The sequence below is a fragment of the Lutibacter sp. genome (assembly GCF_016342705.1).
Taxonomy (GTDB): Bacteria; Bacteroidota; Bacteroidia; order Flavobacteriales; family Flavobacteriaceae; genus Lutibacter.
The window spans coordinates 438292-464386 of record NZ_JAEINV010000001.1 but is presented as its reverse complement, the minus strand read 5'-3'; the positions used below and the strand labels follow the sequence as shown (position 1 = coordinate 464386).

The following is a 26095-nucleotide window of genomic DNA, read 5'->3' as shown; positions in this document are numbered from 1 at the left end:
TAATGTTATTATTTAAAAAGAGTCATTACTTACATACCAATGGCTACAAAATTAAAGGATTTGATTTTAATATACTTATTTGCTGTAGTCAAATTTCCAACATAAAATTCAATATAATCATTAGGAGCTAGCCATAACAATACATGCATTGCAGAACTTTGAAAATCGCCAGATGCCCCGGTTGTTATAAATAATTTTGATGTATCTTGAACTAAATCATTTTTAGCAACTCCAAATATAAAAGAATCTTTTAATGTCTCTGGATAATAACTAAAACTCAATGCTATATGGAAATACCTTCCAACACTTCCTGTATAAGTTAAGCGACTATTTGTACCTGTCCCAAACATATCATTTACAAAGTTAGTATTGTCAGTTCCAGGATCAATTTTAATCATATTGTCATTAGTCCCTAATCCAGAATCTCCAGATGCCTTATTTGGAATTGTTAAATTATATCCATTTGTTTTAAAATAACTAATCTCCCCCATTGGAATCATTAGTCGGCCTGATGCGGTTATAGTTCCAGTAAATGTTTTGTTTCCTGCAATAGTTTGGTTGGTTGTTAAGTCTACATAACTCCCAGCACCAGTTTCTAACACTTGCCAGGAAGTACCATTGTAATAGTTTAGTTTATTAGTTGTGATATTGTAAATTAATAAACCCGCTGCAGGAGCTGCAATAAGATCTCTTGCTGCTGTATCCATTCTTGGAGGCAAAAATCCTTTATCAAGAGACGTTATATCTAACATAGAAGATGCATTTGGAGTTGCTGTCCCAATACCAACTTGTGCAAATGATGATACACTTATGCAAAGCATACCCAAAATAATTGTATTAAAAATATATCTTTTCATAATTAAATTAATTTAAAAATTTTACACTTTTCACTCCTAATTCTGATGTTATTCTAACAATATACATTCCTTTAGGAAAATTAAAAGGAATACTAATTTCACTTTTTAAAAGTAAATTTTTGTTTACACTTATTACTTGCTGACCTAAAGTATTAAAAATTGAAATACTTTTAATATGTTTTTCTCCTTTGTTCTGAATATTTACACTATAATTTTTATCATAATATGCTATAATATTCTCATCAATTAAATTTTCTTGTTCCTCTTCACCAATTATCTCTTCTTCATTTAAACCTTTAAACACTAAAGAAAATCTATCAAAATATTCTCCAGGTGGAATATCAATAGCAAACTTCCCTTCTTTTAAATTGTGTGTAGTATTTAATAAATTATCTTTTAAATATATTTTATGATCAAAATTATAAAGGCTATCTATTTCGATTGTATAATTTCCGTCTTTAGATTTTAAAACACCTAAAGGAAACTCATAATTTGCATCAAAAGCTCCCACTCCCTGAATGACATACTTTTTAGTAATATCATTTTCAATGATAAAAAAAAGCTCATCAACATTTGCATCAAACATTTTAGAATCATACCCCAAATTAAAACCTAAATCAGCATTACAATTTGGTATAAAACCTAAAGCAAGATGTCTTATATATCCTTCTGGGTTTTCAAAATTTAAAAATATAATACTACGATCATCTTCCGTTGTAATTTTTTCTGCTGTTTTGGATGCACTATTTTTATAAAAATTGGAAGCGCTTGTATTTTCTGTAACAAATGCTCTTTGAGAGTTTTGAAAAACTACATTGCCATCAGCAACTGCATCCACCCAAAAACCTTGTCCTACCGCTATATATTGGCCTGGCGCATCATATGAAGCGGCCAACCCTAAACCTGCATTCATAGCTGATGAAGTAGTTGGTTTAATACCGGTTAATTTATTTCTAATTGCATAACCTCCTACATACTCTCTAACATAGTGCGATGTAGATCCGCCGTCTACCCAAATATATATCTCACCAAAAATACCATCATTATCATCAATAAACTTAGTTGCATCAATAGCAGAAGGATATGGATTTCCAAATAACGTATTTTGCCCTGTTGTTATGGGAAAAGAATAGGTTCCATTATTTGGTAAACCTTTAAAAACATAATTCTGCAAATTACCAAAAGTTGCAGCCACATCCGTTCCCTTCATTATATATCCTTCAGCAGGATTTAATGGTGTATCTTTAGTAATTTTAATCCAACCATTAATAGTGCCATCTCCTCTAGTATATTTATACAACCATCTATCATTAATATTTAGTGGAGTTATCACATCACCACTATTTAAAACAGATACCGTTCCATTGTAAGGAGAACCTGTATTAAAACCTATTTTTTGAGGAGTAAAAGGATTTTTTGCAGCATCAGTTCCATCATATAAAATTTCAGATAACTTATAAGTCCCGCTATTATTTACTGGCGAAGACCAATGATTATAACCAAATGCAGAAGCCAATCCTTGTTGGTCTTTTAATAATTTGCCCGTTCCAGAATTAGAGACATTATTTTCTTGAACTAATTGCGCTTCACCAACCAATCGTAAATCGCCCGAAACTAAATTAACTTGATTTTTAACATATAACCCAAAATTATCTTCAACAGAAACTCCCTGTTTACCAACACTACTTAAATTTACTTCTAAATTATAAAAATTAATATTTTTTGTTACACCTGAAATTGACTGAACAGTATTTGTACTGCTTGTAAAAAAAGTTGTTCCAGAAATGGAAGCCGTAGTTCCGTTATTAATAAAGTTGTTATTTAAATATAAATCACCATCATTCGTATGCGTAGCCGTACTTTTATTTGTATATTCCACGCCAAAATAGACAATAGTAGATGGTTTTATTTGAAGAGTTCCTTCGTTAACAATTTGAGAATAAAGGTTAGCTTCACAAATAAAAAACAAACAAACCAATATAAAAGCCTTTTGTTTCATAACTTTGTATTATTAAGCTAATACTGTCAAATTTACATAAATGGTTTGTTTTTTTATATGATAAACGTCATATTTAAAACAAATGGTGTATTTTAATTTTTAAAAACATTATTTTAATATAACACATGCATAAAAAACGACTTTTCCTTTTAGATGCCTACGCTTTAATATTTCGTGGCTATTACGCACTTATAAAAAACCCTAGAATTAATTCCAAAGGAATGGATACTTCAGCCATATTAGGCTTTACTAATTCTTTACTAGATGTTATTAACAGAGAGAAGCCCGATCATTTAGCTGTAGCTTTTGATAAGGGAGGCTCACACAGTAGAAATGAAGCTTTCCCTGAATACAAGTCTAACCGACAAGAAACACCTGAAGCCATAAAAATTGCTGTTCCTTTTATACACAAAATACTAGAAGCAATGCACATTCCCATTATTGAAAAGGAAGGTTTTGAAGCCGATGATTTAATTGGGACACTCGCAAAACAGGCAGAAAAAGCAGGTTATCAAACTTTTATGGTTACTCCTGATAAGGATTTTGCGCAATTGGTTTCTGAAAATATTTTTATGTATAAACCATCTAGAATGGGAAATGGCATTGAAATATGGGGAATTCCAGAAGTTCAAAAAAAGTTTGAAGTAGAAAGGCCAGAGCAAGTTATTGACTTTTTAGGTATGATGGGCGATGCTGTAGATAATATTCCAGGATTTCCTGGGGTTGGGGAAAAAACAGCCAAAAAATTTATTAAAGAATATGGAAGTATTGAAAACCTTTTAGCAAATACCCACGAGCTAAAAGGAAAAATGAGAGAAAAAGTAGAAGAAAACAAAGAATTAGGCTTACTCTCTAAACAACTAGCAACCATTATGTTAGATTGCCCTGTAATATTTCACGAACAAGATTTTGAATTAAATCATCCCGATTTTGAAAAAGTTGGGGAAATTTTTAAAGAATTAGAATTTAGAAGGTTGGCTGAAAATTTTAACAAAATATTTAATAACGCAGCTCCCGAAATTGAAGCACCAAAAAAAGAAGAAGTTGCTACACAAGAAACAAAACCATCATCATCATCAACGCAACAATTTGATTTATTTTCATTACCTCCAGAACATTCTGTTGAAACATCATTAAACGCAAGTTATGATTCCAATGAAGATTACAATCACTTATATCAGTTTGTAAATTCTCCACTTTCAAGAAAATTACTAATTGCTAATTTATTAAAACAACCATCTGTTAGTTACCATCTTGAAACTACAGATGCCACTAATTCTTTTAAAGCAAATTTAATAGGAATTTCATTTAGTTATGAAAAAGCTAAAGGATACTACATTGCAGTAAACAATGAAAATTCTACAGAGATTCTTAATCAATTAAAACCTTTTTTTGAAAACGAATCTATAGAGAAAATTGGTCAGGATATAAAATACGACATCAAAATTTTAAGTAAATACAACATTCAAATAAAAGGAAAATTATTTGATGTTATGTTAGCGCATTATTTAATAAACCCAGATATGCGTCACGATATGAGCGTTTTAACCGAAACCTATTTAAATTACAAACCAAAAACCATAGCATCGGTTATTGGCAAAAAAGGAAAAGACCAATTAACTGTTCAACAAATTGATTTAGAAAAACAAACAGAATATATTACAGAATTTGCTGACTTTACTTTTCAATTAAAAGAAATTTTTGAGCAAGATTTAGAAAAATATCAATTGACCAAACTTTATAATGACATTGAAATTCCATTACTCAAAGTGTTGGCTCAAATGGAATTAGAGGGCATTAAGTTAGACGCATCATTTTTAAAATCGTTATCTGAAAATTTAAATAACGACATTATAAAACTTGAAAAAACTATTTATGCAGAAGCCAATATTGAATTTAATTTAGCTTCCCCAAAACAATTAGGCGACGTTTTATTTGATCATTTAAAACTTTTAGCAAAACCTAAAAAAACAAAAACAGGGCAATACGCAACAGGTGAAGAAATACTTTCTAAACTAGCGCCAAAACATAAAATTGTGGAAGAAATTTTAGAATGGAGAGGTTTGGTAAAATTAAAAAACACTTATGTTGATGCTTTACCCAATGAAATAAACGAACAAACCGGAAGAATTCACACCACTTATAGTCAAGCAGTTGCTGCAACTGGTAGATTAAGTTCTAACAATCCAAATCTTCAAAATATTCCAATTAGAACCGAGAGAGGTCGCCAAGTTAGAAAAGCATTTGTTGCAAAAAACAGTGATTTCACGTTAGTTGCTGCCGATTATTCTCAAATTGAATTGCGTATAATTGCCGCACTAAGTGGTGATGAAAGTATGATTGAATCTTTTAGAAATGGTGAAGATATTCATGCCGCAACGGCTGCAAAAGTATTTGGAATTCCTTTAAATGAAGTCACTCGAGCACAAAGATCCGATGCAAAAGCAGTAAATTTTGGAATAATTTATGGTCAAGGAGCTTTTACATTAGCGCAACAATTAAATAAATCAAGAGCTGAAGCCAAAGAATTAATCGACAATTATTACAAAACATTTCCAAAATTAAATCAATTTATTGCCCATCAAATAGAATTTGCAAGAGAAAATGGCTATGTTGAAACTATTTCAGGAAGAAGACGGTATTTAAAAAATATTAATTCACAAAATGCAATTGTACGTTCCGCTGATGAGCGAAATGCAGTAAATGCACCAATTCAAGGAAGTGCTGCCGATATTATTAAAATAGCAATGATTAATATTTATAAATTACTTAAGGAAGGAAATTATAAAACCAAAATGCTGTTGCAAGTACATGATGAATTGGTTTTTGATATGCATAAAACCGAATTAGAACTATTAAAACCCAAAATTATATTTGAAATGGAAAACGCCTTTAAATTGTCAGTTCCTTTAACTGTAGAAATAGGTGAAGGTACCGATTGGTTGCAGGCCCATTAAAATAAATTTTAAAATTATACTTTTATTAAAAACAACTAGTTCACATGATGTTTTGACTATTAATAATTTAGCCTTTTTATTAGTCAATTTAAAGTAACCAAAATTAACATTAAATTACTATTTGTTATCTAAATAATAGTTTGTACATTTGCACTCCCTTTTTAGGGAGAAAAATAAATGTTTAACTATAACAAAGAATTTAATTGTGAATACATTAAGTTACAAAACAGTGTCAGCTAACAAAGTTACCGCTACTAAAGAGTGGGTTCTAGTTGATGCAGACGGCCAAACGTTGGGTCGTCTAGCTTCTAAAATAGCAATGCTAATTAGAGGTAAATACAAAACTAACTACACTCCTCACGTAGACTGTGGAGACAATGTAGTAGTAATCAACGCGGACAAAATCAATTTAACTGGAAAAAAATGGAGTGACAAATCTTACATTCGTCACACAGGTTATCCAGGTGGTCAAAGATCATTAACAGCTACTGAATTATTTCAAAAAGACCCAACACGTCTTGTTGAAAAAGCAGTAAAAGGGATGTTACCAAAAAACAAATTAGGTAGCGCTTTGTACAGAAACTTATATGTTTATGCAGGAGCAGAACATAGCCAAGCAGCACAAACTCCTAAAGTTATTAACCTTAACGACCTTAAATAATGGATACAATACACAAAATTGGTAGAAGAAAAACGGCTGTTGCTCGTGTATATCTTTCAGACGGTACTGGAAACATTACTGTAAACAAAAAAGATTATAAAGACTACTTTACAACATCACACTTACAGTATAAAGTATTACAAGCATTAAACTTAACTGATAATGCAAGTAATTTTGATATTAAAGTAAATGTTTATGGAGGTGGAATTACAGGTCAAGCTGAAGCAATTCGTTTAGGAATATCTAGAGCGTTAGTTTTCTTAGATGCTGAAAACAGAACAATCTTGAAACCAGAAGGATTACTTACAAGAGACCCAAGAATGGTTGAACGTAAAAAATTCGGTCAAAAGAAAGCAAGAAAAAAATTCCAATTCTCGAAACGTTAATCGTTTTACTTATTGGTTTCACCAATTTATTTGGTGGTTCATTGAAATTAAAAACAAAAACAAAGTTGTCGTTGTTCAGTCAATGACTGATATAAAGTTTAGCATCCAAATAGGGAAGATCGATTATCGCTACTTCCCTATTGCTAACTCTCAACGGAACGTAAACTAAATACAAATGACAAACATAGAAGTTCAAGAATTATTAGACGCAGGTGTACACTTTGGTCACCTAACAAGAAAATGGGATCCAAACATGGCTCCTTATATATATGGAGAGCGTAACGGCGTTCATATTATAGATTTATACAAAACTGCAGCAAAAATTGATGAAGCCGCTGAAGCCTTAAAGAAAATTGCAGCATCTGGAAGAAAAATCCTTTTTGTAGCTACAAAAAAACAAGCAAAAGAAATTATTGCTGAAAAATCTGCAAGCGTAAACATGCCTTACATCACTGAAAGATGGCCAGGTGGTATGTTAACTAACTTTGTAACTATTAGAAAAGCTGTTAAAAAAATGTCATCTATTGACAGAATGAAATTAGATGGATCATTTGATGCACTTTCTAAAAGAGAAAAATTACAAATTAACCGTCAACGTGAAAAACTAGAAAAAAACTTAGGTTCAATTTCAGATATGACACGTTTACCTGGAGCAATTTTTATTGTTGATGTTAAAAAAGAACACATTGCGGTTGCTGAAGCTAAAAATTTAAGCATTCCAATTTTTGCAATGGTTGATACAAACTCTGACCCTAGAGGAATTGATTATGTAGTACCTGCAAATGATGATGCTTCAAAATCTATTACAAAAGTATTAGGTTATATTACAGATGCAATTGCTGAAGGTTTAGCTGATAGAAAAGTTAACAAAGACAGTAAAGAATCTGACGATAACGATAATTAATGTATAATAGTTGAATTTAAATTCAACAAAAAATATAAACAAAATGGCAAACATTACAGCCGCAGAAGTAAACAAATTAAGACAATCTACCGGAGCCGGTATGATGGACTGCAAAAATGCACTTGTTGAAGCTGAAGGAGATTTCGACAAAGCAATTGATATTTTACGTAAAAAAGGACAAAAAGTTGCTGCTAACAGAGCTGATAGAGATTCTTCAGAAGGAGCAGTAATTGCATATGTTAATGATGACAACACCAAAGGTGCTGTAATTTCATTAAACTGTGAAACTGATTTCGTTGCTAAAAATGATGCTTTCGTTGCTTTAGCAACTGAATTTGCTAAAATAGCCGTGAACTACACTTCAAAAGAAGATTTTTTAAATGCTCCTTTTGGTAACTTAACTGTTGCTGAAAAATTAATTGAGCAAACGGGTGTTATTGGTGAAAAATTAGAAATTGGTGCTTTTGAATGTGTATCTGGTGCTTTTGTTGGATCATATATACACGCTGGAAACAAAATTGCTTCAGTAACTGCTTTATCTGCAAACGTAAAAGGTGCTGATGTAGTTGCTAAAGACGTTTCTATGCAAGCTGCAGCTATGGGTGCTTCAATTTTATCTTATAAAGATTTTGACCCTGCTTTTGTTGCTTCTGAAACTGAAGCTAGAATTGCAGTAATTGAAAAAGAAAACGAAGAGTTTAAAAGATTAGGAAAAACACTTAAAAATATTCCTACTTTTATTTCAAGAGCTCAATTAACTCCTGAAATTATTGCTCATGCTGAAGAATTAGTAAAAGCAGAATTAAAAGCTGAAGGGAAACCAGAAGCTATCTGGGATAGAATTTTACCAGGTAAATTAGAACGTTTTATTTCTGATAATACTTCTTTAGATCAAGAACAATGTTTATTAGATCAAAACTTTATTAAAGACGAAAAAATTAATGTTGCTCAATACGTGAGCTCATTAGGTGACGTTACAGTAACAGACTTTAAAAGAGTTTCGTTAGCTTAATAAAAACCACTTTATATATAAAAACTCGCCAAATTGGCGAGTTTTTTGTTTTAAGAACTATTCAATTTTAAAAAAAACAAAAATCATTAAAAACTAACCTCTTTTACTTTTAAAGTATTTATTATATTTGCATAACTTATAAAATTATGGCATACAAAAGAATTCTTTTAAAATTAAGTGGTGAAGCACTTATGGGAGATCGTCAATATGGAATTGACCCCACTCGTTTAGCTGATTATGCTAAAGATATAAAAACAATTCTTGACAAAGGAATAGAAGTCGCTATTGTTATTGGCGGAGGAAACATTTTTAGAGGTGTTTCTGGTGCAAGTAACGGAATGGATCGTGTTCAGGGAGATTATATGGGAATGCTCGCTACCGTTATTAATGGTTTAGCTTTGCAAAGTGCCTTAGAGGATCAAGGTATTTTTACGAGACTGCTAACAGCTATTAAAATGGAACAAGTCGCAGAACCATTTATTAAAAGAAGAGCTGTTCGTCACTTAGAAAAAGGAAGAGTTGTAATATTTGGAGGTGGAACAGGAAATCCATATTTTACTACAGATACTGCAGCCGTATTAAGAGCCATTGAAATTGGCGCTGATGTAATTTTAAAAGGCACAAGAGTGGATGGTATTTACAATTCTGATCCTGAAAAAAACAGCGATGCCATTAAATTTGACTCAATTACATATAAAGAAGTAATGAATAAAGGATTGAAAGTTATGGATATGACAGCTTTTGCTTTAAGTCAGGAAAATAACTTACCTATTGTTGTTTTTGATATGAACAAAAAAGGAAACTTAGAAAAAGTAGTTTCTGGTGAAAATATTGGAACAATAGTTGATAAATAGTAGAATAATTAAAGTTTTTCAAATATGAATGAAGAATTAGCTTTTATAATAGATAGTGCGCGCGAGTTAATGCAGAATGCCATTACTCATTTAGAAAAAGAATTTAGAAACATTAGAGCTGGAAAAGCTAGTCCAGCTATGTTAGGTGGTGTAACCGTAGAATATTACGGATCTCAAACTCCATTATCTCAAGTTGCCAATGTGAATACAATGGATGCACATACAATTACAGTGCAACCTTGGGAAAAAAAGATGTTACATGAAATTGAAAAAGCAATTATGATTGCTAATTTAGGTTTCAACCCAATGAATAATGGAGAAGTAATTATAATTAATGTTCCTGTTTTAACAGAAGAAAGAAGAAGAGATTTATCTAAACAAGCTAAAATGGTAGCTGAAGATGCTAAAATTGGAATTAGAAATGACCGAAGAGAAGCTATGCAGGAAATTAAAAAAGCAGATGCTTCTGAAGACATGCAAGCAAATGCTGAAATAGATATTCAAAAATTAACTGATAAATTTATTTCAGAAGTTGATGAACTGTACAAAGTGAAAGATATTGAAATTATGAAGGTTTAACTTTTAAAAAGTTAAACTTATCCAAAAACTAAAAAGCACTCTCTTGAGTGCTTTTTTATTACCTTATATTTGTTATTAATTGTTGCAAACTAACCCATGAAAAAAAGTTTATTTTTAATTTTATTCTTTCCAATACTCGTTTTTTCACAAAATCAAATTCAAGGTTTAGTAACAGATAGTTCTACAAAAAAACCACTCCCTTTTGCTTCAATAATCACAAATTCAAACACTGGAACTTTAACAGATGTAGATGGTAAGTTTCAAATAAAAAGCAAAACAGCCTTCAATGAACTAAAAGTGTCATACGTTGGATACAAAACTATTATAATTCAGGTAAATAGTACCGATACATATATTAAAATTCAGCTTGAGCCTTCCACAGAAAGTTTAAACGAAATTTTAATTACTGCAACTGAAAATCCTGCTCTTGAAATTATTAGAAACACCATAAAAAATAAAGATAAAAACAATATTGAAGGCTCCTTAAATTCTTTTAAGTTTGATGCTTATACTAAACTTTTAGTAACTGCACATCCCGATTCTATAAACGGAAAAATTGATTCTGTGTATGTTTTAAAAAATGGCAATAAAAAATTTTTAAAAGTTGATTCTACTAATTATAAATTTAAAAAAGATATAGATAAACAGCATTTGTATATTTCTGAAAAAATTTCTCAATTTCAATTTCAAAAAGGAAAAAAAACAAAGGAAATTATAATGGCATCTAGAATGGCTGGATTACAACAACCAATTTATGAATTATTAGCTGTAACGTTTCAAGACTTTTCTTTTTACAATGAATTTTATACAATTGCCGGAACAAAATATATAAACCCTATAGCCAACAATGCATTAAAACATTACGATTATAAAATATTAGACACCATTAAAACAGCTTACAATCAATCAATTTTAATTTACTTTAAACCTAAAATTAAAAAAGATTTCACAGGAATTGAAGGTGTCTTATATATTGATTCTCAAAGTTTTGCCATTACAAAGGGAATGGCTGAATTAAAAGCAATTGTAAATGTAAAAGCTACTCAGAATTATACTTTTATAAAAGAATGTAATTGCTGGTTTCCGTCAGACATGAATATTATTATTAAAAAAGGTGATAATGATGAAAATGTGAATTTATTTGGGGGAATGGTGAAGGTTTCAAATTCCGTGGAAAATGATTCCATTATAAAAACAAACACAAACGGACCTTCAGATGTTTCCTATTTTATATCTAAAACTGAAAATAGTAATATTGAAATAAATCCACAATTAATTGTTAAAAACTCATCTTCTACCATAAAATTTAATGATGATGCAGGAAAAAAATCGGAAGAATTTTGGAGTTTGTACAGAACTGACTCATTATCTGACAGAGGAAAAGCAACATATCTGAATTTAGATAGCATTGCCAAAAGTGAAAATATAGAAGGTAAAATTGCTTTGGGCCGAAATCTATTAAAAGGATATTTCCATACTAAATACATTAATTTAAATCTTGGGAAAATTATAAATCTTAACAATTATGAAGGTTTAAGAGTAGGATTTGGTGGTGTTACAAATCAAAATTTTTCGAATACATTTAAGATAGAATCATACATAGCTTACGGAACAAAAGATAAGGACTATAAATATAGTATTGGTGCTGCAACAAGATTAAATAAAGAATCTAACACTTGGTTTGGCGCAAATTTTACAAACGACTTAAAAGAAGCTGCTGCTTTAGATTTTATTGCCGAAAACACGTCGTTTTCACCAATAAATCCAAGAAATTTAAATATTGATAAATTTTACAACTATAAAACTGTAAGTACATATTTTGAACATGATATTCAACCAAATTTAGAAGCTAAACTTCAAATTAGCTCAGGAGATTATGCGCCAGTTTTTAATTATCAGTTTTTAAATTCCTCTAAAGATATTTCTAGATACCGGTTAACAACTGCTTCATTTAACTTACAATACAGTCCTAAAAGTGAATTTATGAATTCACCAATTGGGAAATTAACCATAAAAAATGCATTTCCTCAATTAACACTTCAAGTTGCTAAAAGTATTGAAAATTTATTTAGAAGTGATTTTGATTTTACTCAAATTAATCTAAGAATTTTACATAGAATTAAACCACTTAGAAAAGGTGTCACAAATATTTTAGTTGAAGGAGGAATAGTTTTTGGAGACGCTCCTATTTCGCATTTATACAATGCAACGCCTAACTATACTTATAAAAGTCCGTGGTTTAAACGTATTACTTTTGCAGGAAAAAACAGCTTTGAAACCATGGGATATAATGAGTTTGTTTCTGATCGGTTTTTAGCAATTCATTTAAAACAAAGTTTTGAACCGCTAAAACTAAGCAAAAAATTTAAGCCTCAAATTAGTATTGCCACAAGAGCTGCAATGGGAGCTATTGAGCATCCAGAATACCATAACGGCTTAATTTTTAAAAGCATGAATAGAGGATATATTGAAAGCGGTATGGAAATTAATTCATTATTAAAAGGTTTTGGATTTAGCGCATTTTATAGATATGGTGCATATACAAACCCTATTTGGACAGATAATTTAGCTGTAAAATTAACTTATAAATTGAGGTTAGGATTTTAATACTTAACGTATTGAAACCTAAACTAATTTGTTACCTTTGCAGAAATTTTTTTAAATGGATTTTTGGACGCAGGTTTCTAGACTTATTTTAAAAAGCAGGTACATTATTTTAGTAATAATAGCTGCATTCACTTATTTTTTATCAACGCAAATGCAGTATATGAGGTTTTCATATACCGAAGCAAATCTATTGCCCGAAAACCATCAGGTAAATGTAGATTATAATAAGTTTTTAAAAATATTTGGTGAAGAAGGAAATATCATCATTTTGGCAGTGGAAGATTCCACAATTTTCACACCAACTAACTTTAATGCTTGGAATAAATTATCAAAAAACTTAGATAGTATAAAAGAAATTGACTTTACTGTTGCTGTTGGTGATATTAAAAAATTGGTGAAAAATACCGAAGAAGAAAAATTTGTGACAGTCCCTTTGTATGATAAAGCTCCTGAAACAGTTGAAGATGTTTTAAAAATAAAGCATGAACTTTTTGATAATCTCCCTTTTTTCGACAACTTTTTATACAATAAAAAAACAGGAACTATCCGTTCGGTTATATATTTAGATAAAGATATTGTAAACACGGCTGCAAGAAAAGATTTCATTTTTAATGTTTTAAATCCAGCAATTGAAAAATTTGAAAAAGACTATAATATAGACGTTCGCGTTTCTGGAATGCCCTATATAAGAACTATGAATGCCCAAAACATTATTGATGAAATTGGGATGTTTGTTGGTTTAGCATTAGGGGTTACTGCATTAATTTTCTTTTTCTTTTTCAGATCTTTTAGAGCAACTGCAATTACGCTTTTAGTTGTTAGTATTGGAGTTGTTTGGGCGTTTGGTTTTATTGGTTTATTTAGGTATGAAATTACTGTTTTAATGGCTTTAATTCCGCCATTAATTATTGTAATTGGTGTTCCAAATGCCATATTTTTAATAAATAAATACCAGCAAGAAGTAAAAAAACACGGTAATCAAGCAAAATCATTACAACGCGTAATTACAAAAATTGGAAACGCAACGTTAATGACAAACGTAACTACTGCTTCTGGTTTTGCAACTTTTATATTTACAAAAAGTCAACTTTTAAGAGAATTTGGTACCATAGCTTCCATAAATATTTTGGCAATTTTTGTATTGGCATTATTATTAATTCCAATTATTTATAGTTTTATGCCATTGCCTAAAGAAAAGCATCTAAAACATTTAGAGCGAAAATGGATAGATTCTATTGTAACCTGGATGGAATCCGTTGTTAGAAATAGCCGATTAGCCGTTTATTCAATTACACTAATATTAATAATTGTAAGTATAATAGGTATTTACAAAATTAAAGTATCTGGTAGTTTAATTGAAGATATGCCTAAAGGCAAAGAATTTTTTAAAGACATTGAGTTTTTTGAAGAAGAATTTGGCGGAATTATGCCTTTAGAAATTGTTATTGACACTAAAAAGGAAAATGGTGTTATGAGCTTATCTACGCTTAAACGTATGGAAAAGTTAGAGGAAACCATTGATGAAATTCCACAACTTTCAAAACCAATTTCTGTTTTAAATATTGTAAAATACTCTAAACAAGCATTTTATAATGGGCTGCCAAATTATTATGAATTACCAAATAGTCAGGAAAAAAACTGGATTTTAAAATATTCAAAAAATTCATCAACCAGTACACATTTACTTGATAATTTTGTTGATTCTACGGGAAGGTATGCTAGAATGACAACCTTTATGAAAGATATTGGTACAGATAAAATGACTGGTATTGAAGAACGTCTTCAGCAAAAAATAGAAAAAGAATTTCCAAAAGAAAAGTATGATGTTTTAATGACAGGCGGTGCTTTGGTGTTTTTAAAGGGAACTAATTATTTAATTAACAATCTTATAATTTCACTTTCATTAGCTATATTATTAATTGCTGCTTTTATGGCATTTATGTTTAGGTCTTTTAGAATGATTTTAATTTCATTAATACCAAATATATTTCCTTTATTAATTACTGCCGGGTTAATGGGATATTTAGGCATTCCAATTAAACCTTCAACAATTTTAGTATTCAGTATTGCATTTGGTATTTCTGTGGATGACACCATTCATTTTTTAGCAAAATACAGACAAGAATTAATTGCTAATAATTGGCGTATAAAACAATCTGTTTATGCAGCATTAAGAGAAACGGGCGTAAGTATGTTTTATACTTCAATTGTGCTATTCTTTGGGTTTTTAGTGTTTACAGCTTCAAGTTTTGGAGGAACAATTGCATTGGGTGGTTTAGTTTCAATCACATTATTATTTGCAATGGTATCTAACCTAATATTATTACCTTCTCTTTTACTTTCTTTAGAAAAGAAAATAGCCAATAAAGAGATTTTAAAAGAGCCTGTACTTGATATTTTAGATCCTGATAGTGAAGATGACCTTAAAAATTAATTAAATAGTTTGTATTTATAGCCTATTTTTAAACATTCAAATTTTACTTCTTTCATTAGTTCATGTATCTTTGTAATTCTAAATTTTAGAATATGAATAAAAGTACTGTTGCTGAACTTTTAAGTTCAAATAACTTTTTACAAGAAGTAACTATAAAAGGATGGGTTAGAACCTTTAGAGCAAATAGATTTATTGCTTTAAACGATGGGTCTACAATAAATAATATACAATGTGTTGTTGATTTTGAAAATACCAGTGAAGCTACGTTAAAGCGTATAACTACTGGAGCTGCAATTTCAATAAAAGGAACACTCATTGAAAGTCAAGGAAAAGGACAAAATGTTGAGATTCAAGTAAATGAAATTGAAATTCTGGGCGATTCTAACCCAGAAGAATACCCTATTCAACCTAAAAAGCATAGTTTTGAATTTTTAAGAGAGAATGCACATTTACGTATTAGAACAAATACATTTAGTGCTGTTATGAGAGTACGTTCTGCACTTTCTTTTGCAATTCATAAATACTTTGTAGAAAACGGATTTTACCATTTTCACGCTCCAATTATTACCGGAACAGATGCCGAAGGAGCTGGTGAAATGTTTCAAGTATCAACTTTAGATGCAAATAAATTACCTAAAACTGATGCTGGAACGGTAGATTATTCAAAAGATTTCTTTGGAAAACATACCAACTTAACTGTTTCTGGACAACTAGAAGCTGAAACCTATGCAATGGCTTTAGGTAAAGTATATACTTTTGGACCAACTTTTAGAGCTGAAAACTCAAATACAACGCGTCATTTATCTGAATTTTGGATGATTGAACCTGAAGTAGCTTTCAATAATTTAGATGATAATATGGACTTAGCTGAGGATTTTATAAAATCGGTTATTTCTGATATTCTGAAAAATTGTAAAGACGATTTAGATTTTTTAAATGATAGGTTATTGCAAGAGGAAAAAAGCAAGCCACAAAATGAAAGAAGTGAATTATCACTTCTTGAAAAACTTAATTTTGTAGTTGAAAACAATTTTAAACGTGTAAGTTATACCGAAGCAATTGATATTTTAAGGAATTGCAAACCTAATAAAAATAAAAAATTCCAATATATAATTAACGAATGGGGCGCTGATTTACAAAGCGAACACGAACGTTTTTTAGTTGAGAAACATTTTAAATGTCCGGTAATATTATTTGATTATCCTGCAAATATTAAGGCGTTTTATATGCGTTTAAATGAGGATGGAAAAACAGTAAGAGCAATGGACGTTTTATTCCCAGGAATTGGGGAAATTGTTGGAGGAAGCCAACGTGAAGAACGTTTAGATGTATTGCAACAAAAAATGAAAGCACTTAATATTGATGAAAACGAATTATGGTGGTATTTAGATACCAGAAAATTTGGAACCGCAGTTCATAGCGGATTTGGGCTAGGTTTTGAGCGTTTAGTTCAATATGCAACAGGAATGGGAAATATTAGGGATGTTATTCCATACCCAAGAACACCTCAAAATGCTGAGTTTTAAATTTAAACTTTAAAAAACATAGTACACAACATACTATGTTTTTTTGTATTTTTATAAAAATGGAATTAAATCTTATATGCTAAAACAAGGATTACATCAAAAATTATTACAAAAATTATCTCCACAACAAATTCAGTTAATGAAGATGATTCAATTGCCAACGCAGGCATTTGAACAACGACTAAAACAAGAATTAGAAGAAAATCCTGCGTTAGAAGATGGAAAAGAAAGTTTAGATGATTTTGATGATAACTCTATAAATGATGAGTATGATGATTCTGGAAATGAAAGCATTAACGCTGATGATATTAATATTGATGAATATTTAAGCGATGATGAAATTCCAAATTACAAAACACAAAGTAATAATTATTCTCCTGACGACGAAGAAAGAGATATTCCTTTTGCATCAGGAACTTCATTTACACAACATTTAAAAAATCAGATAAATACATACCGCTTAACTGAAGATCAAGAAATTATTACCGATTTTTTAATTGGAAGTATTGATGAAAGTGGGTATTTAAGACGTGATTTAATTGATGTAATGGATGATTTGGCATTCACCCAAAATATTTATACCACTATTGAAGAATTAGAACAATTATTAAAATTAGTTCAAGATTTAGATCCTGCTGGTGTTGGCGCTAGGGATTTAAAAGAATGTTTAGTTCTTCAACTAAAAAGAAAAGGTGAAAAACCTGCCAGAACGTTAGCAATTAATATTTTAGAACAATCATTTGATCAATTTGTTAAGAAACATTACACTAAACTAATTCAAAAATATCACATTACCGAAGATGAGTTAAAAGATGCTATTCGTCAAATTGAAAAATTAAATCCCAAACCAGGAGGTTCTCATGTTGGCAATAATAAGGTTGCTGAACAAATTGTTCCAGATTTTGCTATTAGAATTGTTGAAGGTGAATTGGAATTAACACTAAACTCAAGAAATGCTCCTGAATTACATGTGTCAAGAGAATATAATGATCTATTAAACGGTTACAAGGACTCTAAAGATAAAACGCAATCTCAAAAAGATGCGGTAACTTTTATAAAACAAAAGTTAGACTCTGCAAAGTGGTTTATTGACGCTATAAAACAAAGGCAACAAACCTTATTTTTAAATATGAATGCTATTATGCAATATCAAAAGGAGTATTTTTTAACTGGTGATGAACGAAAGTTAAAACCAATGATTTTAAAAGATATCGCTGATATTATTAATATGGATGTTTCTACAGTTTCTAGAGTTGCAAATAGTAAATTTGTATCTACACCCTATGGCACAAAGTTAATTAAGGATTTCTTTTCTGAATCAATGAAAAATGACCAAGGCGATGATGTTTCAACTAAAGAAATTAAAGATATTTTAGCAACTGTTATTGGTAGAGAAAATAAGAAAAAACCTTTGACGGATGATAAATTAGCAGCTTTATTAAAAGAAAAAGGTTATCCAATTGCCAGAAGAACAGTTGCAAAATATAGAGAACAACTTGACATTCCAGTAGCTAGATTAAGAAAAGAAATTTAAACTAACGATTTATAATGACTCGAAAATTTTCACAATTTATTTCCTATTTTTTTCACCCAATAAACTTTTCAATATTAGGTGCTATTATGTACTTTTTATTTATTCCAAAGTATATTTTTAAGGCACAGGAACACACCATCTTAATTGTAATATTTTTAGGCACATATATATTTCCTTTAATTTTATTATTTCTACTAAAAAAATTTGGAATGATAAAAAGCTATTATATGGATACCATTGAGGAACGAAAATTTCCAACTATCCTATTTATATCGTTAACTTATATAATTGGCAATTGGTTATTTAAATCATCTATAGTAGATATTTTGGCTATGTTCTATTTTGGATATGGCTTAGGTTTAATAATATCTTATATCCTATTACACTTCAAAGCTAAAATAAGTTTACACGCCTTGGCAATTGGTGGTTTAATAGGCTTTTCAATTTGTTTTAGTTACTATTATAAAATAAATTTATTATTATTACTAACAGCCTTATTTGTTTTAAGTGGTTTAATTTCAACTTCAAGATTAATTCTTAAAGCACATAAATTAAATGAAATTGTAATGGGTTATATGGTGGGAGTGCTTTCACAAATAATTATATTCTTTTTATATTACATAATATAAAATTTAAGTCCAATATTCAATTCTTTCATTTCTAGCTTTTCTCCGTTCAATTTTAAATCTTTAAAAATTGGACTTAAACCATAATAAACATATAAATTCCAAGTACTATAACCTGTTGAAATAAAAATACCACTTTGAATTTTGTTGAACTCTGATATATTTTTCACAGTCAAAACAATGTCATTATCTTTATAAGTAGCGTTAAATGCAAAAGCATACATTAATTTTACACCACCATAAACCCTCCAAAACTTATATTTTGTTGAAGTTGAATTACGCCATCTAATTTCCAAAGGAAGCTCTATTGCGTGCGTTCTAAACCTATTTACATTGAAGTCATTAGCAATGCTCGTATTAACAGATTGATTTTCCTTACTAATTTTTAAATTTTGTATATATACAGCGTAAGAATATCCCAATCCAATTCCCAATCCAATATTTCTATCTTTATTAATTGGAACATCTTTAATAAATCCAAAAGCTAAACCACCAGAAAACCCATTTTGCGTAAGATCTGAAGGTTTATCATTTAAAATATTATACACCATTGACAAATACAATTGATCTTCTAAATAATTAGTATCAATAGAATCACTTTCAATTTGGGCATTAACAGACCAAAAAGAAATTATCAAAAACAATATTAATCCATTTTTTACCATTATAACAAATGTACCTTTTAAAACTAAAAAAGGCAATAGAAATTTCTATTGCCTTTTTATATTATAATAAAATAAATATTTTATTTGTAATTACCTTTTAAATCATTCCCTCTAGATGTAGAGAAACTAACTTTTAAGGCATTAATATCACGTAATTGCTCTTTAATATCTAATATAGTACCTACGTTAGCTTCTTTATCAGCTTTAATAGAAGTAGTCATAAATTTTACTTCTTCTTCTTTTCTCAAAGCTCTCTCAGAATATATAAAACTCGGAACATCCTTTACGTCAATAATTTTATCATTCACTTGGATTTTATCACCAGAGATTCTACTATCTTTAGATTTACCTACATAAATTGTACTTACTAAACTTTTTTGCTCTAATTTTTTAACTTCACTTGCAGTTGGAAGAAATGGCTTTTTAATTAATAAATCCGTTTCTCTCATTGTAGTTGAAACCATAAAAAAGAATAACAACATAAATACAATATCAGGTAAAGACGCCGTAGAAATTGCAGGCAATCCTTTTTTCTTCTTTTTAAACTTACTCATAATCTGATATTATTTTATTGGTTCAGGTTCTGTAATAATTTGAGGATATTTATCTTTCAAATTATCAATCTTCACTTTTAAACTTTCCGTAGGGTCATTATCATAATCACTAAGTAATTGATCGTAAGATCTACCATACAATTTATTTGATAAATTGTTTCTTAATTGATTATACGCTGCCTCTATTTCATTTTGAATAGTAACATACATCCCATAAGTTGTACCTCTATCACTTTGCAATGAAATAATTGCTTTTGAAGGGTGATCTGAAGATGCGGGATCTTTAGCACCACTACAATAGTCACAAGGCTCTCCTGGCTTTCCATCTATAGAGTTTCCAACTCCTCCACCATTATCAATAAATTTCATTGCTAAACCTTTTATTTCAGTAACTTTAACATAATCAGTACCTTCAACCAAAATTTGGTTATTACGGTTAACTACAATGTCAAATACATTTTTTTGTTTAACAATTACATCATTTTTTTGATCAGGTGGTGATTTTTCTGGCAGCTTACGTGCAATACCAGAATCAACATCCATAGTAGTTGTTACTAAGAAAAATATTAAAAGCAAGAACGCAATGTCTGCCATTGAACCAGCATTTATTTCTGAATTTTCTCTTCTTGCCATAATTAATTTATTTTACAAGTCCTTTAACAAAGTCTAATAAAAAGAATACTAAACCAATAGCACCTAATATAAAACTATAGTTAATTAATGTACTTACCCATTTAGAAACACTACCTGCTTCACCGTCAGGTAAAACTTTACCTAATTGATCTGTTACTGCATCACCTGAGGCGAATGAATAAGAAACAATTAGTAACACTAACAAAATACCAACTCCAATTAGCGATCTCTTTAATACATCTGGGTGTTTAAACAAATTAATTAATGAATAACCAACAGCAATTAAAGCTGTAGCTGATAATGTAATTATAGAAAATGTAATAAATGGAGAAAGAATACTGTTTTGTAAGTTAACATCATTCTCAATATTTGTATCACCTTCTACAACAATTCTAATGAAGAAAAAGAATCCAATCAATCCTATTAGACCTGTTGCATAAGTTAATATCTTAGAAATTTTTGTATTCATAATTTATTCTTATTTTTTATGTCTAACCAAAAGGTCAACAAGTGAAATGGAAGCATCTTCCATATTATTTACAATACTATCAACTTTAGAAATAATATAGTTATAGAAAATTTGTAAAATAATAGCTACAACTAAACCAAATACAGTTGTTAATAATGCTACTTTAATACCACCAGCTACTACTGTTGGAGAAATATCACCTGCTGCTTGAATAGAGTCAAATGCATCAATCATACCAATAACTGTTCCCATGAAACCTAACATCGGTGCTAATGCAATAAATAAAGATAACCAAGAAATGTTTTTCTCTAATAATCCCATTTGAACTCCACCGTATCCAACAACTGCTTTTTCAGCCGCTTCTACACCTTCGTCCATTCTATCAAGTCCTTGATAAAAAATTGAAGCTACAGGTCCTTTTGTATTTCTACAAACTTCTTTTGCTGCTTCAACACCTCCAGATGCTAATGCATCATCAACACTGCTTACTAATTTTTTAGTATTAGTAGTTGCCATGTTAAGGTAAATAATTCTTTCAATTGCAATAGCTAATCCTAAAATTAAGGCTACTAATACAATTCCCATAAAGAAAGGTCCACCTTCAATAAAACGTTGTTTTAATTCTTGGTGAAATGTTTTTGATTCGGTTGCATCAGCAACTTGTTCAGTTTTAGCTGCATCTTGTGCAATAGCTTTAGGTGCTGCTCCAAATAACAATAATCCTGTAATCGCAAGGATAGTAAATACTCTTTTCATCGTGTAATAGTTAATTTATTAATTTTTATCCGGTTTTAAAATTTACAAAAAACATAATTAAAGCTTAGAATTATAATATCATATCAATTCTAACACATCAAACCTAACGTGTCTTTTGCGAATGGCAAGTAACAAAAAAATGTTGAATTCTGAAAATTTTAAAGCGACTTTAAATATTTTTTTTTTCAATCATTATTTTTTTAAATAATTGTAAAAAAGCATTGAATTTCTTGTTTTTTTTGAAATAAATTCAATAAAACTTAAATCTATTACATAATTTTTATTCTTGTTTTGAAATTTCTCCTCTAAGTGAAGTTTCAAAAATTACACGAAATTGATTTTTAGGAATTTTTTCACCCAAAAGATACATAAGCTTAGCAATTGCTGACTCTGTTGTTATGTCGTATCCGCTTATTACCCCAATTTTTTGAAGTTGAGTACTCGTTTCATAATGCCCCATAATTACACTTCCGCCTGCACACTGTGTTACATTAATTATTTGAATACCTTTAACAATCGCTTCCTTTAATAAGGATATAAACCATTTTTCATTTGGGGCATTCCCAGAACCGTAAGTTTCTAAAATTACTCCTTTTAATTTTTCAATTGAAAGTATACTTTTAACAACATACTCTGTAATACCAGGAAAAATTTTCAGAATTACAATATCACTCACCATGTTTTTCCTAATAGTTAAATTTTCTTCTGCACTCGGCTTAAAAATTAAATTTTTATTAAATTTTAAATGCACTCCGCTTTCACAAAGTGGTGGATAATTTGGCGATGTAAAAGCTTCAAAATGTTCTGAATTTATTTTAGTAGTTCTATTTGCTCTATATAATTTATATTCAAAATACAAACAAACTTCAGAAATTACAGGTAATTCATTCTCTATTGCTGAGGCAATTTGAATAGATGTAATTAAATTTTCTTTTGCATCGGTACGTAAATCACCAATTGGCAATTGTGACCCCGTAAAAATTATAGGCTTTGATAGGTTTTCAAACATAAAGCTAATAGCAGACGCTGTATATGACATGGTATCTGAGCCATGCAAAACAACAAACCCGTCAAATTTTTGATAGTTCTTTTCAATAATTTCAGAAATTAAAACCCAATTTGATGGATTCATATTTGAAGAATCTATAGGTTTTTTCAATGAAATACTTTCAATTTCACAGTTTAACTGATTAATTTCAGGAATATGATTTAAAAGTTTATTAAAATTGAAAGTTTTTAATGCTCCCGTTTTATAATCTTTCACCATACCTATTGTTCCACCAGTATATATTAACAATATCTTAGATTTTTTTGCCATTTTGTCTGACCCTTTTTTTTGGAATAATTTATGATGTAAATTTATCAAAATAAAAATTCATTAACTAAAAAAGAAATATATGATAGGATTTTATATAATTATTGGAATAATATCTTTAGTAAGTTGGCTTGTTAGTCAAAAACTAAAAAGTAAATTTAAATATTACTCAACTGTTCAACTTAGAAACGGATTAAGCGGCAGAGAAATTGCTGAAAAAATGCTACAAGACAATGGTATTTATGATGTTAAAATTATTTCTACGGCTGGGCAATTAACCGACCACTATAATCCAGTAAACAAAACAGTTAACCTAAGTGAATCCGTTTATTCACAACGCAATGCTGCCTCTGCTGCTGTTGCTGCACACGAAGTGGGTCATGCTATTCAACATGCACAAGCATATAAGTGGCTTACAATGAGGTCGCAACTAGTACCTGCAGTAAACGTTTCTTCAAAATTTTCACAATGGTTGGTAATTGGAGGTTTATTATTAAGTGCTTTTTCTGGTAGTTCTGGAATTGGATTTACAATTGCAGTTATAGGACTTGCAATGATGGCAGTTGCTACCATTTTTAGTTTTATTACTTTACCTGTAGAATATGATGCTAGTAACAGAGCTTTAGCTTGGTTAAAAACTAATAATATGCTAACTGATGCAGAACAAGATGGCGCAAAAGATTCATTAAAATGGGCTGCCAGAACTTATTTAGTTGCAGCTTTAGGTTCCTTAGCCATGTTATTATATTGGGGATTGCAAATATTAGGCTCAAGAGATTAAAAAAATATACTATAATTTAAAAAACCAGCTTAAAGCTGGTTTTTTTATATTGAAATTTGACGATTAATCTGTTGATCTAAAGATATAAACGTTTCTGTTCTTGCCACTCCTTTTATGGTTTGAATTTGTTGATTTAAAATAGTCATTAAATGCTCATTATTTTTACAAGCAATTTTTAATAATACCGACCAATTTCCAGTTGTATAATGACTTTCTAAAATTTCTGGAATATCTTTAAATTGATTTAAAACCGTTATATATCTACTTGCCGAATCTAAATAAATACCTACAAAAGCCAGTGTATCATAACCTAGCACTTTAGGATTTACATGAAATTTGGAACCTTCTATTAATCCTGAAGATTCTAACTTTCGTAATCTTTGATGAATAGCTGCACCAGAAACACCAATTTCTCTTGCAATACTTAAAATTGGCGTTCTAGCATCTTTCATTAAATGCTTTAAAATAACTTTATCTATGCCATCAATTTTTAGTTCGCTATCTTTCATAATATGTAAAATCAAGTAAATTTAAAATAAAAAAGGATATGATTTCTCATATCCTTTTTTAAGTTTTATAACTTTATTCTTTTTCTTCAGGAACTAATACAAAATCTTCCATAAACTTTGTAGTGTAATTCCCAGCAATATAATCTGGATGATCCATTAATTGTCTGTGAAAAGGAATTGTAGTTTTTATTCCTTCAATTACAAATTCATCTAATGCTCTGCGCATTTTTGCAATTGCTTCTTCTCTAGTTTGAGCAGTAGTAATTAATTTCGCAATCATTGAATCGTAATTTGGCGGAATTGTATAACCTGCATACACGTGCGTATCTACTCTTACCCCATGACCTCCTGGAACATGCAATGTTTGAATTTTTCCTGGTGATGGTCTAAACCCTACAAAAGGATCTTCAGCATTAATTCTACACTCTATTGAATGTAATTTTGGTGTATAATTTTTTCCTGAAATTGGAATCCCTGCAGCTACTTTAATTTGCTCGTAAATTAAATCGTAATCAATAACTTGCTCTGTAATTGGATGCTCAACTTGAATACGAGTATTCATCTCCATAAAATAGAAATTTCTATGCTTATCTACCAAAAACTCAATAGTTCCAGCACCCTCATACGAAATATATTCAGCAGCTTTTACAGCAGCATCTCCCATTTTTTTTCTTAATTGGGTAGTCATAAAAGGCGACGGTGCTTCTTCAGTAAGTTTTTGATGACGACGTTGAATAGAACAATCTCTTTCTGATAAATGACATGCCTTCCCAAAAGAATCACCCACAATTTGAATTTCAATATGGCGAGGTTCTTCAATTAATTTTTCCATGTACATTCCGTCATTTCCAAAGCAAGCAAACGCTTCTTGTTTGGCGGAGTCCCATAATTCATGCAATTTCTCCTTTTTCCAAACGGCACGCATACCTTTTCCTCCACCACCTGCAGTTGCTTTAAGCATTACAGGATATCCCATTTCATCAGCTAATTTTTCAGCATCTTCAAAAGTTTCAAGAATACCATCAGATCCCGGAATTGTTGGAACTCCAGCAGCCTTCATTGTTGCTCTTGCAGAAGCTTTATCTCCCATTTTATTAATCATATCAGCTGTTGCACCAATAAATTTAATACCGTGCTCTTCACATAATTTAGAAAATTTTGCGTTTTCTGATAAAAATCCATAACCTGGATGAATTGCATCTGCGTTGGTAATTTCTGCTGCTGCTAAAATTGATTGCATTTTTAAATAAGATTCACTACTTGGTGGCGGCCCAATGCAAACCGCTTCGTCAGCAAATCTTACGTGCAAACTTTCAGCATCTGCAGTAGAATAAACTGCAACTGTTTTTATTCCAATTTCTCTACAAGTTCTAATAACTCGCAGCGCTATTTCGCCTCTATTGGCAATTAATATTTTTTTAAACATAAATTCTTCAATTTTTCAAAATTCAACAAACAAATTCCAAAAGAAATGGAG

At 30.1% G+C, this 26095-nt stretch carries 23 protein-coding genes; 13 read left to right on the top strand and 10 right to left on the bottom strand.

Annotation, left to right across the window (positions count from 1 at the left end; genetic code table 11):
• Positions 1-29 precede the first annotated feature (29 nt).
• Together JEY78_RS01865 and JEY78_RS01860 are read right to left on the bottom strand one after the other, a co-directional pair.
• Entirely contained in the window at positions 30-857 is an 828-nt protein-coding gene (locus tag JEY78_RS01865) for a hypothetical protein (RefSeq protein ID WP_291846314.1), read from the bottom strand.
• A 7-nt stretch (positions 858-864) separates the two neighbouring features.
• Positions 865-2856: a T9SS type A sorting domain-containing protein gene (locus JEY78_RS01860; RefSeq protein WP_291846313.1), complete on the bottom strand. Its 1992-nt coding sequence runs from the start codon at positions 2854-2856 to the stop codon at positions 865-867.
• A gap of 125 nt (positions 2857-2981) precedes the next feature.
• Here JEY78_RS01860 and polA point away from each other — a divergent pair, with 125 nt between their 5' ends.
• The 12 genes from polA (at position 2982) to JEY78_RS01800 (ending at position 18939) form a co-directional block, all read left to right on the top strand.
• A complete protein-coding gene (gene polA, locus JEY78_RS01855; protein WP_291846311.1) occupies positions 2982-5813 on the top strand; it encodes a DNA polymerase I in 2832 nt (943 codons plus the stop codon).
• 205 nt (positions 5814-6018) lie between these two features.
• A complete protein-coding gene (gene rplM / locus JEY78_RS01850; protein ID WP_291846309.1) occupies positions 6019-6474 on the top strand; it encodes a 50S ribosomal protein L13 in 456 nt (151 codons plus the stop codon).
• Complete coding sequence (gene rpsI, locus JEY78_RS01845; RefSeq protein WP_291846307.1) at positions 6474-6860, top strand: 30S ribosomal protein S9; 387 nt, start codon at positions 6474-6476, stop codon at positions 6858-6860. The genes rplM and rpsI overlap by 1 nt, the downstream gene beginning before the upstream one ends.
• 175 nt (positions 6861-7035) lie before the next feature.
• On the top strand, positions 7036-7764 hold the full coding sequence (gene rpsB / locus JEY78_RS01840) for a 30S ribosomal protein S2 (RefSeq protein ID WP_291846305.1): 729 nt from the start codon (positions 7036-7038) through the stop codon (positions 7762-7764).
• Positions 7765-7807: 43 nt separating this feature from the next.
• Positions 7808-8776 (top strand): translation elongation factor Ts, encoded by a 969-nt coding sequence (gene tsf, locus JEY78_RS01835; RefSeq protein WP_291846303.1) that lies wholly within the window; start codon positions 7808-7810, stop codon positions 8774-8776.
• A gap of 146 nt (positions 8777-8922) precedes the next feature.
• On the top strand, positions 8923-9630 hold the full coding sequence (gene pyrH / locus JEY78_RS01830) for a UMP kinase (RefSeq protein WP_291846301.1): 708 nt from the start codon (positions 8923-8925) through the stop codon (positions 9628-9630).
• Between the two features lie 24 nt (positions 9631-9654).
• Positions 9655-10209: a ribosome recycling factor gene (gene frr / locus JEY78_RS01825; protein WP_291846299.1), complete on the top strand. Its 555-nt coding sequence runs from the start codon at positions 9655-9657 to the stop codon at positions 10207-10209.
• 96 nt (positions 10210-10305) lie between these two features.
• On the top strand, positions 10306-12816 hold the full coding sequence (locus tag JEY78_RS01820) for a DUF5686 and carboxypeptidase-like regulatory domain-containing protein (RefSeq protein ID WP_291846297.1): 2511 nt from the start codon (positions 10306-10308) through the stop codon (positions 12814-12816).
• A gap of 55 nt (positions 12817-12871) precedes the next feature.
• Positions 12872-15250: an efflux RND transporter permease subunit gene (locus JEY78_RS01815; protein ID WP_291846295.1), complete on the top strand. Its 2379-nt coding sequence runs from the start codon at positions 12872-12874 to the stop codon at positions 15248-15250.
• 92 nt (positions 15251-15342) lie between these two features.
• Complete coding sequence (asnS, locus tag JEY78_RS01810) at positions 15343-16776, top strand: asparagine--tRNA ligase (protein ID WP_291846293.1); 1434 nt, start codon at positions 15343-15345, stop codon at positions 16774-16776.
• A gap of 76 nt (positions 16777-16852) precedes the next feature.
• Positions 16853-18310: an RNA polymerase factor sigma-54 gene (gene rpoN, locus JEY78_RS01805; protein WP_291846291.1), complete on the top strand. Its 1458-nt coding sequence runs from the start codon at positions 16853-16855 to the stop codon at positions 18308-18310.
• 209 nt (positions 18311-18519) lie between these two features.
• Entirely contained in the window at positions 18520-18939 is a 420-nt protein-coding gene (locus JEY78_RS01800; protein WP_291846289.1) for a hypothetical protein, read from the top strand.
• On the opposite strand, the gene JEY78_RS01795 is transcribed toward JEY78_RS01800, so the two are convergent.
• The 6 genes from JEY78_RS01795 to JEY78_RS01770 all read right to left on the bottom strand — a co-directional run bounded on the left by JEY78_RS01795 (position 18927) and on the right by JEY78_RS01770 (position 23331).
• Positions 18927-19601: a porin family protein gene (locus JEY78_RS01795; protein WP_291846286.1), complete on the bottom strand. Its 675-nt coding sequence runs from the start codon at positions 19599-19601 to the stop codon at positions 18927-18929. The genes JEY78_RS01800 and JEY78_RS01795 overlap by 13 nt on opposite strands.
• An 80-nt stretch (positions 19602-19681) precedes the next feature.
• On the bottom strand, positions 19682-20155 hold the full coding sequence (locus tag JEY78_RS01790; protein ID WP_291846284.1) for a biopolymer transporter ExbD: 474 nt from the start codon (positions 20153-20155) through the stop codon (positions 19682-19684).
• A gap of 9 nt (positions 20156-20164) precedes the next feature.
• Positions 20165-20788 (bottom strand): biopolymer transporter ExbD, encoded by a 624-nt coding sequence (locus JEY78_RS01785; RefSeq protein ID WP_291846282.1) that lies wholly within the window; start codon positions 20786-20788, stop codon positions 20165-20167.
• A gap of 7 nt (positions 20789-20795) precedes the next feature.
• Complete coding sequence (locus tag JEY78_RS01780; protein WP_291846280.1) at positions 20796-21257, bottom strand: hypothetical protein; 462 nt, start codon at positions 21255-21257, stop codon at positions 20796-20798.
• 9 nt (positions 21258-21266) lie between these two features.
• Complete coding sequence (locus JEY78_RS01775) at positions 21267-22013, bottom strand: MotA/TolQ/ExbB proton channel family protein (protein WP_291846278.1); 747 nt, start codon at positions 22011-22013, stop codon at positions 21267-21269.
• Positions 22014-22293: 280 nt separating this feature from the next.
• Entirely contained in the window at positions 22294-23331 is a 1038-nt protein-coding gene (locus JEY78_RS01770; protein WP_291846276.1) for an asparaginase, read from the bottom strand.
• Positions 23332-23410: 79 nt separating this feature from the next.
• Between JEY78_RS01770 and JEY78_RS01765 the strand changes: the two genes are divergently transcribed.
• The gene (locus JEY78_RS01765) at positions 23411-24109 is read left to right on the top strand and encodes a zinc metallopeptidase (protein WP_291846274.1); all 699 of its coding nucleotides are present in this window, start codon (positions 23411-23413) and stop codon (positions 24107-24109) included.
• Positions 24110-24153: 44 nt separating this feature from the next.
• Here JEY78_RS01765 and JEY78_RS01760 read toward each other — a convergent pair whose 3' ends face one another.
• Together JEY78_RS01760 and accC are read right to left on the bottom strand one after the other, a co-directional pair.
• Complete coding sequence (locus tag JEY78_RS01760; protein ID WP_291846272.1) at positions 24154-24618, bottom strand: Lrp/AsnC ligand binding domain-containing protein; 465 nt, start codon at positions 24616-24618, stop codon at positions 24154-24156.
• Between the two features lie 73 nt (positions 24619-24691).
• The gene (accC, locus tag JEY78_RS01755) at positions 24692-26044 is read right to left on the bottom strand and encodes an acetyl-CoA carboxylase biotin carboxylase subunit (RefSeq protein WP_291846271.1); all 1353 of its coding nucleotides are present in this window, start codon (positions 26042-26044) and stop codon (positions 24692-24694) included.
• Between the last annotated feature and the right edge of the window lie 51 nt (positions 26045-26095).